5 protein-coding genes and 1 tRNA gene are annotated in these 16,388 nt (G+C 45.6%); 3 read left to right on the top strand and 3 right to left on the bottom strand.

What is annotated here, in order from left to right:
* Positions 1-49: 49 nt before the first annotated feature.
* Positions 50-6,031: an HYR-like domain-containing protein gene (locus tag RA156_RS03325; protein WP_306642756.1), complete on the bottom strand. Its 5,982-nt coding sequence runs from the start codon at positions 6,029-6,031 to the stop codon at positions 50-52.
* A 108-nt stretch (positions 6,032-6,139) separates the two neighbouring features.
* On the opposite strand from RA156_RS03325, the gene RA156_RS03320 reads away from it, so the two are divergent.
* Complete coding sequence (locus tag RA156_RS03320; RefSeq protein WP_306642755.1) at positions 6,140-8,188, top strand: SP85-like N-terminal domain-containing protein; 2,049 nt, start codon at positions 6,140-6,142, stop codon at positions 8,186-8,188.
* A 59-nt stretch (positions 8,189-8,247) separates the two neighbouring features.
* Here RA156_RS03320 and RA156_RS03315 read toward each other — a convergent pair.
* Together RA156_RS03315 and RA156_RS03310 are read right to left on the bottom strand one after the other, a co-directional pair.
* Positions 8,248-8,319 (bottom strand) — tRNA-Arg (locus tag RA156_RS03315).
* Between the two features lie 591 nt (positions 8,320-8,910).
* Positions 8,911-11,925, bottom strand: a complete 3,015-nt coding sequence (locus RA156_RS03310; protein ID WP_306642754.1) for a M1 family metallopeptidase — start codon at positions 11,923-11,925, stop codon at positions 8,911-8,913.
* Between the two features lie 58 nt (positions 11,926-11,983).
* On the opposite strand from RA156_RS03310, the gene RA156_RS03305 reads away from it, so the two are divergent.
* Together RA156_RS03305 and RA156_RS03300 are read left to right on the top strand one after the other, a co-directional pair.
* Complete coding sequence (locus RA156_RS03305; RefSeq protein ID WP_306642753.1) at positions 11,984-13,225, top strand: HTTM domain-containing protein; 1,242 nt, start codon at positions 11,984-11,986, stop codon at positions 13,223-13,225.
* Between the two features lie 90 nt (positions 13,226-13,315).
* Entirely contained in the window at positions 13,316-16,375 is a 3,060-nt protein-coding gene (locus RA156_RS03300) for a CotH kinase family protein (RefSeq protein WP_306642751.1), read from the top strand.
* Positions 16,376-16,388 lie beyond the last annotated feature (13 nt).

Here is a 16,388-nt window from a genome sequence, read left to right as displayed (position 1 = left end):
AAAAGCCGGACCATTTCTGGCCCGGCTTTTACAGCATAAAAGAGTAATATTAGTTGCAGCTTGTGTTGAACGCTGAAAGGAAATAAAGCATGTCCTGGGTGTCGACACGTCCATCACCATTGAGGTCGCATCCGCAGTTATTTTCACATCCGTAATCTGCTAGGAACATGAGCAAGTCTGGCGCTCCGATGAATCCATCGTTATTAAAGTCAGCTGGACAAGTGTTCGGTCCGATTGCTGGAGCAGGAATACCGTCTCCTTCGAAACTTACCGTCGACGTATGCGACACTAGGTTTCCAACACAGTCTTCCGCTTCCCAAGTCCAAACCACTTCGTAACGTGGACAACAATCATGATCAAAGGCGAAGTCTCCACCTCCCATGACATCGTTTCCGTTGATTTCACCTTCGTAAGTGAACCAACCTCCTGATCCGTAGTTCGCGTTGACATTGTTTGCAGCCACTCCTACCTGGTATCCGTAGTAGTAGTTCTCTGGTGCGTGTGTCAGTTCAAGTAGAGCTCCGTCATAATCACCCCACCCGGTTAGTGTTCCACCTGCTTGCATGATGTAGTACATCCAGTCAACATGGTTGCCGTTGCTGATATCGCAATCATCCTTGAAGCTTGTTGGGAAGTCTTGGTTTGACCATGCGTCCCAATCCATTCCTGGATCGAATGCTACATCGATATTCCAACCAGCGTCTTCGTTGTCATTGCAGTAAACTGAACCAGACAAGGTAGCTGAACCATCAGGGTACTCTACCCAGTTCGCTTCAATTGTGCTGTAGTACTGCGTACCCATGCCGTTGAAATCAAAGAGCACTACACTCCATGTTTCTGTTCCTGCACATGTTTCACCATTCTCGTACGCTGCTGGTGTCATTGCCAAGCAGTCGGCAACACTTCCTTCCGCAGGAAGATCTCCAACGAGTGTTTCCGTGAAGATTACTTCAACCTCTCCATCGCAATTATCAGAAGCAGTGAGCACAGGAGGTGCAGGTACTTCGTCGTTGCAATCGATCACTTGGTCTGCTGGTAGGTCACTTAACACTGGGGCACTTTCATCAACCACAGTTACCACTTGCTGAGCTTGGCTAGAATTACCACACTCATCTTCGGCAGTGAAAGTGCGGAACAATGTGTACTCTGAATCACAGTCAGTCGGGATGATCTCTTGCTCCTCTGAGATGGTCACCATTGCGCAATTATCCATGGCCTCTGGTATCTCTGTTGGAAGCGCTTCGTCACATTGGATTGTTAGGTCGGCAGGGACAAATGTGAATTCTGGTGCTTCTTCATCTACCACGTGAATCACTTGAACGTGCTGTGAACTATTTCCACATGCGTCAGTAGCTGTCCATGTACGTGTAATCGTTGATTCTTGTGGGCAATCTCCAGCAGCTGAAGTTTCATTGAAAGTGACACCGAAATCACTGCAATCATCACTTACGATCACCTCGCCTTGAGCTGGAATGTCTTCATTACAATTGATGGTGATGTCTTCTGGTGCTTCTTCGAAGACTGGTGCCGTTGTATCTGAAATTGAGATGGTTTTGATGGCAACACTTTCATTACCACAGTAGTCAATGGCCACCCAAGTCCAACGAATCTGATAATCAGAAGGACAATCTCCATCAATGATTTCTTCGTAGAACAGAAGTTCTACCTCCTGACCACAATTATCGATAGCCTCTACCATTGGGATTGCTGGAATTGGCTCTGAACAGTCAATGTCCATACCCTCACCAACTCCAATAATTTCTGGCGCTGTTGTATCAGTCACCGTGATATACTGTTCAGCTGTACTCACGTTTCCGCAGGCGTCAGTCGCAATCCAAGTTCTTGCAAGTACACCTAGACAACCGCCCGAGAAGAGCACATCTTCGTAGGTGATGGTTACTTCATTACAATCATCTGTAGCCGTTACCATCAGGTCATCTACCTCATCGCATTCTACGAATACAGAAATTGGGAATGGGTCAATCACAGGAGGTGTTGTATCAATCACGTAAATGATTTGTGTGTGTGATTCTACATTTCCGCAATCATCGGTCGCTGTCCAAGTACGAATGTAGCGTTGAGGACAATCAGAGTCATCGTAAACTTCATTGAAGATGACGGCAACATCATCATCACAGTTATCCGTGGCTGTGAGCATCATAGCTGGTTCCGGAGTCTCCAAACAAGACACTTCATCGTCTCCTGGATAAGCACTCAACACTGGCGCTTCGTCATCACCGTATGTGATTTCTTGAACGCATGTAGAGGCGTTTCCACAATCATCTTCTGCCTGATAGGTACGGAAGATTGTTCCAGAACAATCATCTCCTACTTGTTGATCACCCAACCATGAAATCAATGGCGTTGAACAATTGTCAGTTGAGAATATCAAGAATATGTCGGCATCAGGAATGTCATCGTAGCAGTCGTAGTGAGCGTTGTTCGGACATGTAATTGATGGCGGTGTAGTGTCTAGCACCGTAACCGTTTGCGACACTGTTGTTGAATTTCCGCAGTCATCGGTTGCTGTCCATGAACGCTGGATTTCATAACCACAGGCTAGCGGAACGATACCCGAGATCGCTGTGATCTCGAGGTCATTATCACAGTTGTCTGTAAAGATTGGATCAACTACTGGCTCGTCTTCATCACACTCAATGGTTACATCTGGTGCTGAGAACTGAGCTACTGGATCTGTTGTATCCAGAACAGTAATGGTCTGCGACACCGTTGTTGAGTTCCCGCAATCATCTGTCGCTGTCCATGAACGCTGGATTTCATAACCACATGCCAATGGAACGATACCCGAGATCGCTGTGATCTCAAGATCATCATCACAGTTGTCTGTAAAGACTGGATCAACTACCGGCTCGTCTTCGTCGCACTCGATGGTTACATCTGGTGCTGAGAACTGAGCTACTGGATCTGTTGTATCCAGAACAGTAATGGTCTGTGACACTGTTGTTGAGTTCCCGCAATCATCTGTTGCTGTCCATGAACGCTGGATTTCATAACCACATGCCAATGGAACGATACCCGAGATCGCTGTGATCTCAAGATCATCATCACAGTTGTCTGTAAAGACTGGATCAACTGCTGGCTCATCTTCATCACACTCGATGGTTACATCTGGTGCTGAGAACTGAGCTACTGGATCTGTTGTATCCAGCACCGTGATTGTCTGCGATACTGTTGTTGAATTGCCGCAGTCATCAGTGGCTGTCCATGAACGCTGGATTTCATAACCACAGGCTAGCGGAACGATACCCGAGACAGCTGTGATCTCCAGGTCATCATCACAGTTGTCCGTAAAGATTGGATCAACTACTGGCTCGTCTTCATCACACTCAATGGTTACATCTGGTGCTGAGAACTGAGCTACTGGATCTGTTGTATCCAGAACAGTAATGGTCTGCGACACCGTTGTTGAGTTCCCGCAATCATCTGTCGCTGTCCATGATCGTTGGATTTCATAACCACATGCCAATGGAACGATACCCGAGATCGCTGTAATCTCCAGGTCATCATCACAGTTGTCCGTAAAGATTGGATCAACTACTGGCTCATCTTCATCACACTCAATGGTTACGTCTGGTGCTGAGAACTGAGCTACAGGATCGGTTGTATCCAGAACAGTAATGGTCTGCGATACCGTTGTTGAATTGCCGCAGTCATCTGTCGCTGTCCATGATCGTTGGATTTCATAACCACATGCCAACGGAACGATACCCGAGATAGCTGTGATCTCCAGGTCATCATCACAGTTGTCTGTAAAGACTGGATCTACAACTGGCTCATCTTCATCACACTCAATGGTTACATCTGGTGCTGAGAACTGAGCTACTGGATCTGTTGTATCCAGAACAGTAATGGTCTGCGACACCGTTGTTGAGTTCCCGCAATCATCTGTTGCTGTCCATGAACGCTGGATTTCATAACCACATGCCAATGGAACGATACCCGAGATCGCTGTGATCTCAAGATCATCATCACAGTTGTCTGTAAAGACTGGATCAACTGCTGGCTCATCTTCATCACACTCGATGGTTACATCTGGTGCTGAGAATTGAGCTACAGGATCTGTTGTATCTAGAACAGTAATGGTCTGCGATACCGTTGTTGAGTTTCCGCAATCATCAGTGGCTGTCCATGAACGCTGGATTTCATAACCACAGGCTAGCGGAACGATACCCGAGATCGCTGTGATCTCAAGATCATTATCACAGTTGTCTGAGAAGACTGGATCAACTACTGGTTCGTCTTCATTACACTCAATGGTTACATCTGGTGCTGTGAACTGAGCTACAGGATCTGTTGTATCCAGAACAGTAATGGTCTGCGATACCGTTGTTGAATTGCCGCAATCATCTGTTGCTGTCCATGAACGCTGGATTTCATAACCACAGGCTAGTGGAACGATTCCCGAGATCGCTGTAATCTCCAGGTCATCATCACAGTTGTCCGTAAAGATTGGATCAACTACTGGCTCGTCTTCATCACACTCAATGGTTACATCTGGTGCTGAGAACTGAGCTACAGGATCTGTAGTGTCGCCATAGAAGTGTTCTTGGGTGCATTCAGAGAAGTTGCCACAATCATCTGTTGCACGGAATACTCTGGTAAGAACTCCTGAGCAATCATCTCCTGAAATACTTTCGGATTCAAGTGTAATATCAGGAGTTGAACAGTTATCAATCGCCATGATTGAGCTTAAATCAACCAAAGGAATGTCTGACAAACACTCATAGGACCCACCACTAGGGCATGAAATTATTGGTGCTTCAGTATCTTCTACTTCGAATATTACGATGCACTCCTCTATGAAAACTCCATCGTCTACGGTGTAGGTTCGGGTAAGAGTATACTTATCCCCTGCGCAGCCAGTCCCACCATTATCGATTTCTGAAATGGTGATTACAGGAGCGTTACAAGAACTAATCACGTTTATATCTGAAGGGTCTGCCACTGGAATATTTGCTGCGCATTGAAGCGAGTTCATTCCATTCGGACATTCAATCACTAGATCACAGCAGACAGGTGATGGACCAGAAATCCCAGTAATCATGCAGTCGTCCGTATTCAAGGGCTCTGCACAACCCGCAATTGAACTCGGTGTAACTTCAGCCACCGTGATGCTATACATCTGGCCATCATTATAGGTCAGACTCAATGTGGCTTCGGTGACTGGGTTTGCTTCCCCGCTATTGGTCAAACAAACCGATTCTGACGGATTATCAATGGCATTCGAATCTACCGCTCGGTATTCGCCGTTGATTCCCACTACATGTACATCCACAGTGTATGTTCCATCGCCGTTACAGTTCACATCAATGCCCTCGTAATCGATATTACACAGCAGTACATCAGCGTCACCACAACCAAAGCGAGCCTTGAAGTTATTGATGGCTAGGTCACCATCGGCATCTTGATCCCATACTACGAGGTAGTAGTTTGTTACTTCAATGAAGTTCGGAACAGGGATCGTATTCCACGTATTTGAACTTTCGACTCCACAAGCTGCAAGTTGCAAATCGTTGAAGTCTCCACTTAGAAATTCACCTGTTGATGGATTCTCCGTTACTCCTGTAGTTCGAACGTTAGAGTAATAAAGCGCCCAGGCGATGTTGTCACCGGAGTTGTCATTAATCTGCACTTGGAAAGTTCCCGCTAAAGCTCGAACATCGAAGTTGAGCCATATAATCGGTTGACCGGAAGCTGGATTAGCTGGAAATACGGTGTTTCCAGAGCTAGGTTCCACACACGCGAAACCGCTAATATCAACATCAAAGTCATTTGGATCATAGGTGTCAGTCGGCATAATTTGCGACTGAGTCTCAGCAGATGAACCACATCGAATAATACCGTTTATTGGACCTGAGTTAGGCGCGTCATCAATGGTTCCATCTGGATTCCATGATGCACCTTGTTCCCAACGAATAGACGTGCATGGTCCTTCACATTGGGCAGAGAGTTCGCTCGAAAATGCCGCAAAAAAGAATGCGCACACGAGCGTCATGAGTAGTGACCTCATAGTAATTTCGGTTAAGTTTAGATAACAAGCTATGCCAAGGGCTCATGCAAATATATCGAAAAAATCACGATATTTATCTTTGAATCTGAACCCTTTAGCTAAACATCTATGCTCAACCCTATCAAATTAGTAGGATTAGGAATCCTATTATTACCCCTAATCACATTCGCTTCTGATGACTGTCAGCTGCGTACTCAAACTCCCGGTGGATGGGGCGCTCCAGCTAATGGAAACAACCCCGGTGTCTATCGTGATGCAAACTTTGAGAGTGCATTTCCAGAGGGCCTAACTGTCGGATGCGAAGAAAATCAGCTCGTCTTAACTTCTGCGCAAGCGGTCGAAGACTACCTACCATGCGGAGGTCAACCCACCCCACTCGACGAATCGTATGAAGATCCCGGGTGTATTGGGAATGTTTTTTCTGGTCATATTGTGGCATTGACTCTAAGTGTCGGTTTCGACAATAACGATCCTGACTTTGGAGAAAGTAATACATTCTTAGCCGACGCTATCATTGGTTCGGGTAATTTTGAAGGATGGACTGTCGGTGAATTCCTTTCACTCGCAAATGACGTTTTCGGAGGTTGCAATGATAATTACTCTGCATCTCAGATTTCATCTACACTTGCCGACATCAACGAAAGCAATGTTGATGGAGACGGTAACAACGGCTTTTTACTTTGTGATGAAGGATGTATCGATGAAATCCCGCCTGTAGTAGAAGAATGTCCTGAAGACGCTCAATACAGCTGTGCAGATGAATGGAGTGTTAGCGCTCCAGTTTTCTCCGACGATTCTTCTTTTGATGTCATTGAAATCGTAGAAGAAATTTCTGAAGGATGTACAACTACGTTTATCTACACCTGGACCGCAACAGACGTTTGCGGAAACGAGTCCACATGTGAGACCACCATTCAAGTCACAGACGATGAAGCACCTACCATTGAAGGGCTTCCTGAAGATTTGACCATTGAATGTGATGATCTTCTACCTGAATTCAATATCTCAGCTAGTGATAATTGTTCTGGTGTATCCCTAACCGTTGAAGATGTATTTATTCCTGGTGATTGTCCTTCAACAGGTACCATCGAATACACCGTTGTAGCCACAGATGATTGTGGGAATGAAGCCAACGCATCTTTCACTATTACGATAGAAGACTACACTTCCCCTGAGCTCATTGGAGTACCTGACAATATCACCTTGAATTGTGGTGACCCGCTTCCTGAGCCGCCAATGGTCGACGTCATAGATTCATGTGACCCTAATGTAGAAGTGGTCTTCTCTGAAGAAATTAACGAAGTAGACGGCGACGCATGCACGCTCGTTCTTCCTCTGAACGAATACTACGATGAAGATTGGGCGTTAATTCTTCCTGATTTTGCACCAGGTTATGAGTTTTATCATTTGGTTTCAGGCTCATGGATTGACAATGGAGATGGCACCGCATCCATTGAAGCTTCATTCGTATCAGTTGACAACCCGAATGGTGGGTGGAACGCCACCGTAGATTTATACAACGGTTTAGACTGGGATGCCTGGTCTAACCAAGATTTCCCAACCAATTACAAAGACGACTTCAACCTCGCCGGTGATGAGTACTTGAATTGGATTTACTACCTCATCTCTGACGCCTCATATATGGAAGGATGGGGAGACTTTGAAGGATCGTACTTTAATCTATCCCATGCACCTTCTGGCGGATACTATGGGTATCAAGTAGGTATTGCGGCCAACAACGTAAACGAGAACTACGGGTCAGGCGGGTGGTTTGACTATGAAGGAATTTTCATTGATTCATCTACTGGCTTTAATGGAGACCTAGACGGAAGTGGCGACTTCGCTTTCGAGCATCTATGCTGTGATTCACCTAGTGCAACATGGACTTGGACTGCCACGGATTGCGCAGGAAATAGCGTAAGTGAATCGACGACTATTATCTACTCAGGAAATAATCCTGATGGTCTTGTTGCAGGAGTTTCTCCTTGTCTAGGAGATATGGGAGGAAACGGCGTCGTAGATAATGGCGACTTCCTTATCCTTTTATCAGAATACGGTAGAACTGGAGAATATATCTCAGACCTCAATTCTGACGGTTCCGTAGATACAATCGACGTTCTCGATTTCATTTCGAGGTTAGGTACTACTTGTGAATAAGACGTACCACAATTAAAATAACACAGGCGATGAAATGAATCATCGCCTGTTTTTTTCTGTAGCCCCGCCGGGAATCGAACCTGGATCTTGGGTTCCGGAGACCCACGTACTATCCATTGTACTACGAGGCCAGTTCAGAAGGCGAAAATAGAAAATGCCATCGACCTAGGTGATGACATTCATAAAGTTCATTTCATTGGGCGGTCCAGACTAGATACGTCCTGGACATTTCTTACAGCGGTTCCCCTTTGCCTTTTTATACTTCTTACAGCACTTCTTCTTCTTGTCGAAAGAGCGTACCTCATCAAAGTCAAAGCAAGCACACGAGCCACTAACTGTCTTACACGACGGATTTGCCATGCGGCAAAGTTCGGAAGCGATAGCGGTTCACGACATACCGCATTTAGGGTATTCTCATCCTGACAGAGTAGGGACGAATCGATAAACGATAATCTATAAACTATAACGTTTAAGTTGAGTCATTCTGTCCACGGTCCACAGTCCACGGTCTACTAATGATACCCGAGTCTTTAGTTCATGGTAGATGAATCGATAAACGATAATCTATAAACTATAACTGTTTGGGGTGTTTCAGGTAGTCCAATAGCTAATGCCGCATCGAGAGCCATTGGCTCTTGACCCTGATTATCAGGTAAATACAGAGAACATTCGTTATTGATTATAGATTATCGTTTATAGATTGAGAGTCTCTAGACTCTTTCCTAGAAATTCAGGTTTCTTAGTAGCTTTTGTGGTGAAAGCGCCGCAAGATTCAACTCGAAGGTTAGGTAATCGAGAGGACCTGTGTTTTGAAGCGTGTACATGCGGTTTCCTGCGAGGGGTACGTGGATCTCGAAGACATCTTGGATGAGTTCGAGTGAGACTCCTGCGCTGTAGGCGTATTCCGTTCCTAGGAAGAGGTTATCGTATGCTCCTCCCGCGGCCCAGATGGAAACTGGGAAGCCGATTGGGAGTTGGTATTCTACTCTTGCTGAGGCTGCCCAATCGTTCAAGGCATACTCTTGTAGAAGGAACATTCCTCCTTGGGTATCTGTGATTTGGCGAGACAAGAGCGTCTTGAAATAATTATCGTTGTCTGGCCATTTGAAACGGTCACGGTCAAGGAATAGGTGATCAGCGAAGATGTCTTGTCCTGGTCCAACACCAGCTAGGGTGAGTGGGTAAAGACCATTGACACCTGCATCTCTTGCGGCGGCGAATACCATCCATTTAATCTTCTTGCCTTTGCGGTTGTATTTGAAGGCTCCCTCATAGCGCAACGAGGCCATTGGGCTAGATAATTCCTCTTCGAACAATGCTTTTACGTTGACGTCAAGGTCATGTGATACACGCTTCTGATCAAGATCAATGTGGTAGTTCAACTCAGGAAGAAAACGTTCGAATTCTGGCCACAGCAATTCAGGAGTAGTGATATCGTCGCCAAATAAAATCGTGTTGTCATACTCTCTGAATACACGGTAATGGCCTACGCCGAGCGTTAGCTTCGAACTCAAGCCTGAATTGACTTCTTTGTCGAATGTGTAGTTGATGTTGAAGTTTGAACGGACGTAATCAGAGTTGTACCCCCAGAACCCATCATTTTCACGAAAGGTCTTGGTGTTGAGCTCAATTTCCCACGGACCTTTGTAGTAGCTCAATCGTCCGAAACCAGTGAGGGTTCCTGTGCTGATACTGTACATGGGTGTGAGTGCGAATTCAAAGTCTTTCGGGAGAATACTTGTGTTGTGAAAATGCAGTCCGAGCATCCATTTGTTCATGTTATTCCATGCAACTGCTGGTGTCCAGAAGATCTGGGTACGCTCTGGATCTTCATAGCGCGTAAAGAACTTCAAGCTCGGCGGATCTACTTTCCTCAAGATTCCGCTGGTTCGTGAGTTGTTGTTCTTACGGTTGTAATCGAGGGCTGTTTTTCCTCCATCAACGATGACTTTGTCTACGTTGGTGTTGGCTAATGAGAGCGTAGCTTTCTCTCCTTTCGCTAGCGCGGAACTGGTCCAGGTTGTTTCTACACGTCTTCCGTCTTTGAACGAAGTGACCTCTACTGGTCCGGAAATATCTCCTGTGTTCTTGACAGTGACTTCGAGCTTACCTCCTACTTCTTTTACTTTTCCAGCTTTGAAGTCTATGAGTCCGTCGGTTTTTACAAGTTCATCGAAGAACCAAGTGAGGTCTTCCCCTGTCTCTTTCTCCAAAATGGCCTGAAGGTCTTCCGGTTGTGGGTGCTTGAATTTCCATGTATCGAAGTACGCTTGCATGGCTTGATCAAAGCGATCTTCTCCGAGGTAGCTTTTGAGGTATTCAAAAGTGGCCGCCGTCTTCTTGTAAACGATGGCTCCATAATTCAACTGAGAAAGCTCATCACTGTGACACTGCATCGGCTGATCTTGCTGCAATCGCGCACTGATCAAGTAGGTGAGTTCATCTTGTCTGCGATAGGGTTCATCCGCAAAGCCTGCGCGTTCTCGTATTCCCTGTGGCAACCAAGTACTTCCCAACTTCATAGTGTCGTATTTCGTGTAGAAGTAGCGCGTTTCATTGAACGAGTTGATTCCCTCATCCATCCATGCGTTGGTGCGTTCATTGCTTCCTAAGATTCCATAGAACCAGTTGTGCCCTACCTCGTGAACAATCACCGTTTCAAGGCTCAAATCAGAACCACTTCCACCAATGACTGTGATATTTGGGTACTCCATTCCCCCTCCAGCGGAGATTGTTCCGTCAACGGCTGTTACATGATTGTATGGGTAATCGCCATTCCAAAGCGAGTAGTAATATGTACCGTCATTTAAGTACTCGATACTACGTTGCCATAGATCAGCTTCTCTTGAAGTGAACATGGCCCAAGTCGTCACTTTTCTTCCAGAGTGCGGAAGCTCAATTTCACCTTTCAACACATGCCAACGCTTATCTGCAAACCAAGCAAAATCATGGACACGATCTTGCTTGAACTTGACCGTTTTCATTGTTGAGGATGATGGAGGGAATTCCATGTCACTTGGGAATTCTGATCTTTTAGCCGTTGCTGTAGCTAATGAATCCATGAACGTTTCTTCAGCTTTTGAATCATAGCGATCTCCAGTAGCGCCTAAGACGTAATTCCGCGGTAGCGTGATCGAAACATCAAATGAACCATACTCAGAATAAAATTCTCCTTGATTGAGGTAAGGCATTTCGTGCCAACCGTCTTTATCGTACACCGCAGGTTTTGGGTACCACTGTGTGATTTGGTAGCTCTCCCCTACGTGTCCTAATCGCGAAATCACACCGCTAGGAATTTTCACTCTAAAGGGAGTGCTGATTGTCACACGCTCACCGCTTTTCAGTGGCGTGGGTAACATCAACTTCGCAATGTCTCTGTGCTCAGGATGGAAACTCCATTCCGCGCTAGCGTTATTAACTTTAAAATCAAGTGAATCAATCCCTCCCAAGTTCTTTTGTATGGTGTAGAACATGTACAAATCTCCATTGCGGTATTGCTGTTTCGCTAACGCGGAATTGCGATCACCATAGGCGTTCGGCCAGAGGTGCATCCAAATGAAAGGAAGCGCGTCAGGAGAATTGTTGATGTACTCCATTTCAATGAAGCCGTTCAACTGGTGGTTCTCATCGTCAAGCGTCACTTCGATGGTGTAATTAACTTCTTGTTGGAAGTAGTCTTGTTGCGCCCAAGTAGTCAGACAGATCAGGGCGAAGAGGGATGATAAAAGTTGTTTCATGTGGCGTAGCTTGATGTCAAGACGATCTAATTGCGTGAAAAGTTACTAGTTTCCAGTCGTGATTCTGTTTAAGAAACCCATTGAAGATCAAGAGTACTTGCTGTACTTTGGTTTAATTGTCTTTCACATTGCGACCCTTCAATGGTGGCAGATAGCTCCGTGGACTGTTTTCGCCATTTTGATTCTCCAATTGATGCTGTTCGTGATCCCTGTAGATCGCTTTCCAGATATCGTGAAACGACCTCTTCAAGGACTAGTACTGATTCTTTGGTTGTCTCTGTTATGGCGGCAAAGTCCGTACCTCCCGAATCACCTGTTGTTTGAAGGATTGATTGTTGTCGTCATATTGATTACTTCTTTCTTTAGGCTGTTGACGAATGATTTCAATCCAAGATTGCGTTTGAGTCACTTCCGAATAGCACTTCCCATTCTTTACATTTTAGCCGCACTGCAAAAGTGCAATACCGACTTTTTCGAAAGTGCCTACAGTGCGCATGTACTTGAGAGTGCCATCGTGCAACGATTTGGTTTGGATATACAGTTGCCTAACCTTCTCTTGGCATCAGGAACCGTGTTGTTAGAATTGAGTGCTGGTATTTTTTTACTCATCCCGCTAACGCGGAACTTGGGAATTGCAACAGCGCTCATAATGCACATTCTATTCGCTTTAACTGGAGATCCGGGTGTGATTAGCTTCAGCGCATTAGGTGTGGTTTTCCTGTCCTATTATTTGAGTGATAGCCGGATAAAAATCATGATGTTCTGGCTACTATCGAATACGGTATTCGTAATCGCCCAATCTGACTATACGCTCCGCATGCCGCTGTTGGAACTATCTCTTTACCTCTCGGTGGTGGCGATTATATGGGACTGGCGTAAGGTCAAACTTGATCCGAAAAAACTACTCGTTCGGTGGCCACAGCGAATAATCATCGGACTATTGATTCTCAATTCTCTCAGTCCTTACATCGGGTTCAAAACGGCAGGTGCCTTTAATATGTTCAGTGATCTAAAGGTGACAAAAGAAAGCAACAACCATTGGTGGATGCCACAAATGACGGTCTTTCCCTACTTAGAGCGTCAATATCAAGTCAATGGAATCAGCACGTCATGTGATGTGGTTTCTTCAAGTTTGAGCACTCGAGCGTCTTCTACAACAACGGATATTCAGCTCAAACGGAGCCTCTTTAGAAATTGCGGCCCAGACGCTAGCGCGGAAATTGGTGACAGTTTGAAGATTTCAGGAAGGCAGTTTCTTGAGTATAGTTTGCTCGAGCGGAAGTTGGTGGTGTTTGAGTGAGGAACTAAGGAGCCTTCAAGAGTTGTGGCATTACTACTACACAGCGTAGCAACGGAACCCGTATCTTTATAGCAACCTTGGGACTCTTCTATGAGATTTATTTTTCTGCTCGCAATATTATGCTGCGTCCATTCGGCGAACGCTCAACTGAGAATCAATGAATTCTCTGCCCATAAGGGACTTGAAGACGGTGGTGAAGAACATGATTGGATTGAGATCATGAATACTGGAGCACAGCCGGTCCAACTCTCTGATTACTTCTTGTCTGATAAAACGGAGAACCCACTCAAATGGCAAATGCCCGAATATGAATTGGGAGCTGGTGAACTCATTACAATCTGCGCATCTGGATGGGATGTGAATGAAAGTGTGGGTACTTGGGAGTCTTTTGTGGTTGCTGAAAATATTTGGGACTGGCAGATCGCCACAGCAGATATTCCAGATAATTGGATTGATGTAAGCTTCGACACCTCTGATTGGAATTCGAATGTTGGTGGATTGGGATACAACGACGGAGACGACAATACAGAGATTCCTGAGACTACTGCCCTATACATGCGTCGAGATTTTAATGCTGTGGAACTCGAGAACATGTTGGCGTTCACCTTTCATGCCGACTACGACGACGGGTTCGTCGCCTATTTGAATGGGGTCGAAATTGCTCGTTCAAATGTATCAGGTACTCCTCCGGCTTTCGACACCTACGCAGATGGAGAGCATGAAGCCCTAGTTTACCAAGGAGGGCAACATGAAGAATTCTTACTTGATGCGAACTACATTCAAAGCATTCTAAACGAGGGCGTAAATACCATCGCCATTCAAGTGCACAATTCAACTCCATGGTCTTCTGACTTGACGGCTAACTTTTATTTGTCTGTAGGACTTTTAGGATCCGCAGGAGGTTATGAAAACGCACCTTCGTGGTTTAGCACATCTACTAATACCAACGCGTACTATCACACTAATTTCAAGCTTAGTCCTGGTGAAGACGTGATCATTACACACGCAAACAACACGCAAGAGGACGCACACCCAGTGAGCGATTTACTGTCTTTTGGACTTAGTCAAGGCAGGTACCCTGACGGTCTGGGGGATTGGTGCTTTTTTGATCAACCGACACCCGACGAAGGGAATGAACCAAGCTGGTGCTATGACGCCATCACACCACCGCCAAGTGTTGACCTGCCATCTGGTTGGTATTCTGGAACACAGTCTACTGGAGTTTCGGCACCAAATGCCACAGTTCGATTCACGCTCAATGGTGATATACCCAATGAAAACGATCCGGTTTATAATGGTATCCTTGAATTTGACGAGAATGCGACACTGACGGTCAGAGCTTTCGGAGATGGTAACTTATTACCGAGTCAAGTTGTAGATCGAACCTACATCTTCAATGAAGACAACCATAACCTATTGGTCTTTTCTATCCATACTGACCACGACAATCTTTGGGACTGGAATGAAGGAATCTACGTTTCTGGTCCGAATGCAAGCCAAGACTATCCGTTCTTCGGAAGCAATTTTTGGCAACCCTGGTCGAAGTACAGTAGAATGGAGGTCTTCAACCAGGATAAAGAACTTGTTTCTCAAGAGCATTTCGATCTCGAGATTCACGGCGGTTGGTCTAGAGCTGAACCACAAAAGTCTTTTCGTATTGACTTCAAGAGTGCATACACTGGTCGGCTAGAATACCCACTATTCAGTCAAAAACCCTCCGTTCAAGACTTCAATAATCTGAATTTGAGAAACGGAGGACAGCACGTCTGGTCTGACAAGATGCAGGATGGATGGGTGAGTCGAATCGTGAATGACAATACAGCCATCGACAACATGGCGTGGGAACCTTGTATTGTTTATCTGAACGGCGAGTATTGGGGGATGTACGAGGTAAGAGAGAAAATGGACGAGCATTATCTTGAGAGCAATCATTCAGTAAGCAGTGATGCCTTGGATCTGTTGAATCCGGCTGGACTGGCTTCCATCAATTCTGAAGAAGCGCTTGCTGGCACTACGGATCAATTCACGGAGGCATATCTAGCCATTATGGCCGAAGATGCAGACAGCGAGTCATTCTATACCCTAGTCGATTCATACTTCGACATGGACAATTACATGGACTACTTTGCTGTTCAAACGCTCATTCAAAACGTAGATTGGATGGGCATCGCTTGGGGTCTGAACAATGTCAAGGCTTGGCGTCCTCACACTGAAGACGGAAAGTGGAGATACATGATGTACGATGTGGATGGTGCCGTGGGATACTTCGGTCAGAATATCAATGACAACTACCTGGCATTCGCTCGAACACCATTATTTGCCAGTCCGAATTCTCAAATCTTCGATAAAATGTGCACCAACGATGAATTCAGGTGCAGATTTAGCAATCGATATGCTGACCTCATCAATACAATCTTCCAACCTGAATCGTTCATCGAGATTGCGAACGAAATGCAAGCAGAAATGCAGCCTGGAATGCCAGATCACGTTGATCGTTGGGGGGCACCTGAGAGTGTTACAAGTTGGGAGTTTAGCATTGACTTCATGGTCAACTACATGGAAGACCGTATTCCAACAGCACGTGAACACCTGCAAAGTAATTTGGGCTTGGGCCAGCAAGTTGAAATAGTCCTAGATGTCCTCCCTGCCGGCGCAGGCCAGGTGAAGATCAGTACCATTACCCCTGACGCTTATCCATGGCAAGGGGTTTACTTTGATGGTTGTCCGGTCAATGTTGAAGCCATTGCGAACGAGGGCTACACCTTTTCTCACTGGAGCGAGAACAACTTACTCGGGGGTGAGTCTCTAGATCAACAGTTATTGTTGTCGTTGAGCGAAGACGATATCTTCGTCGCCAACTTCATAGAAGAGATCGACAACTCCATATCCGAATCAACTAAGAACCTTGAATTCAAGTTGTTCCCAAACCCATCCAGCGGTTACGTCAACCTCGAGTTGTTAGACAACGGCACCCGCGCACAATCAGTGCGTGTCATTAATTCTATTGGACAAGCAGTATACACAAAGCAACTCAACATAGGGTCAAACTCAAGCACCACGGTACTCGATTTAAGCCAGTTGCCAAAGGGAGTATATATGGTGGAGGTGATGGCGGATCAACCTTATGTTCAGCGGTTAGTCCTTCGCTAATTAATCAAATATG

It is taken from the genome of Sanyastnella coralliicola (genome assembly GCF_030845195.1).
GTDB classification, from domain to species: domain Bacteria; phylum Bacteroidota; class Bacteroidia; order Flavobacteriales_D; family Sanyastnellaceae; genus Sanyastnella; species Sanyastnella coralliicola.
The sequence above is the reverse complement of the archived record's forward strand: the minus strand, read 5'-3'. Positions and strand labels throughout refer to the sequence as shown.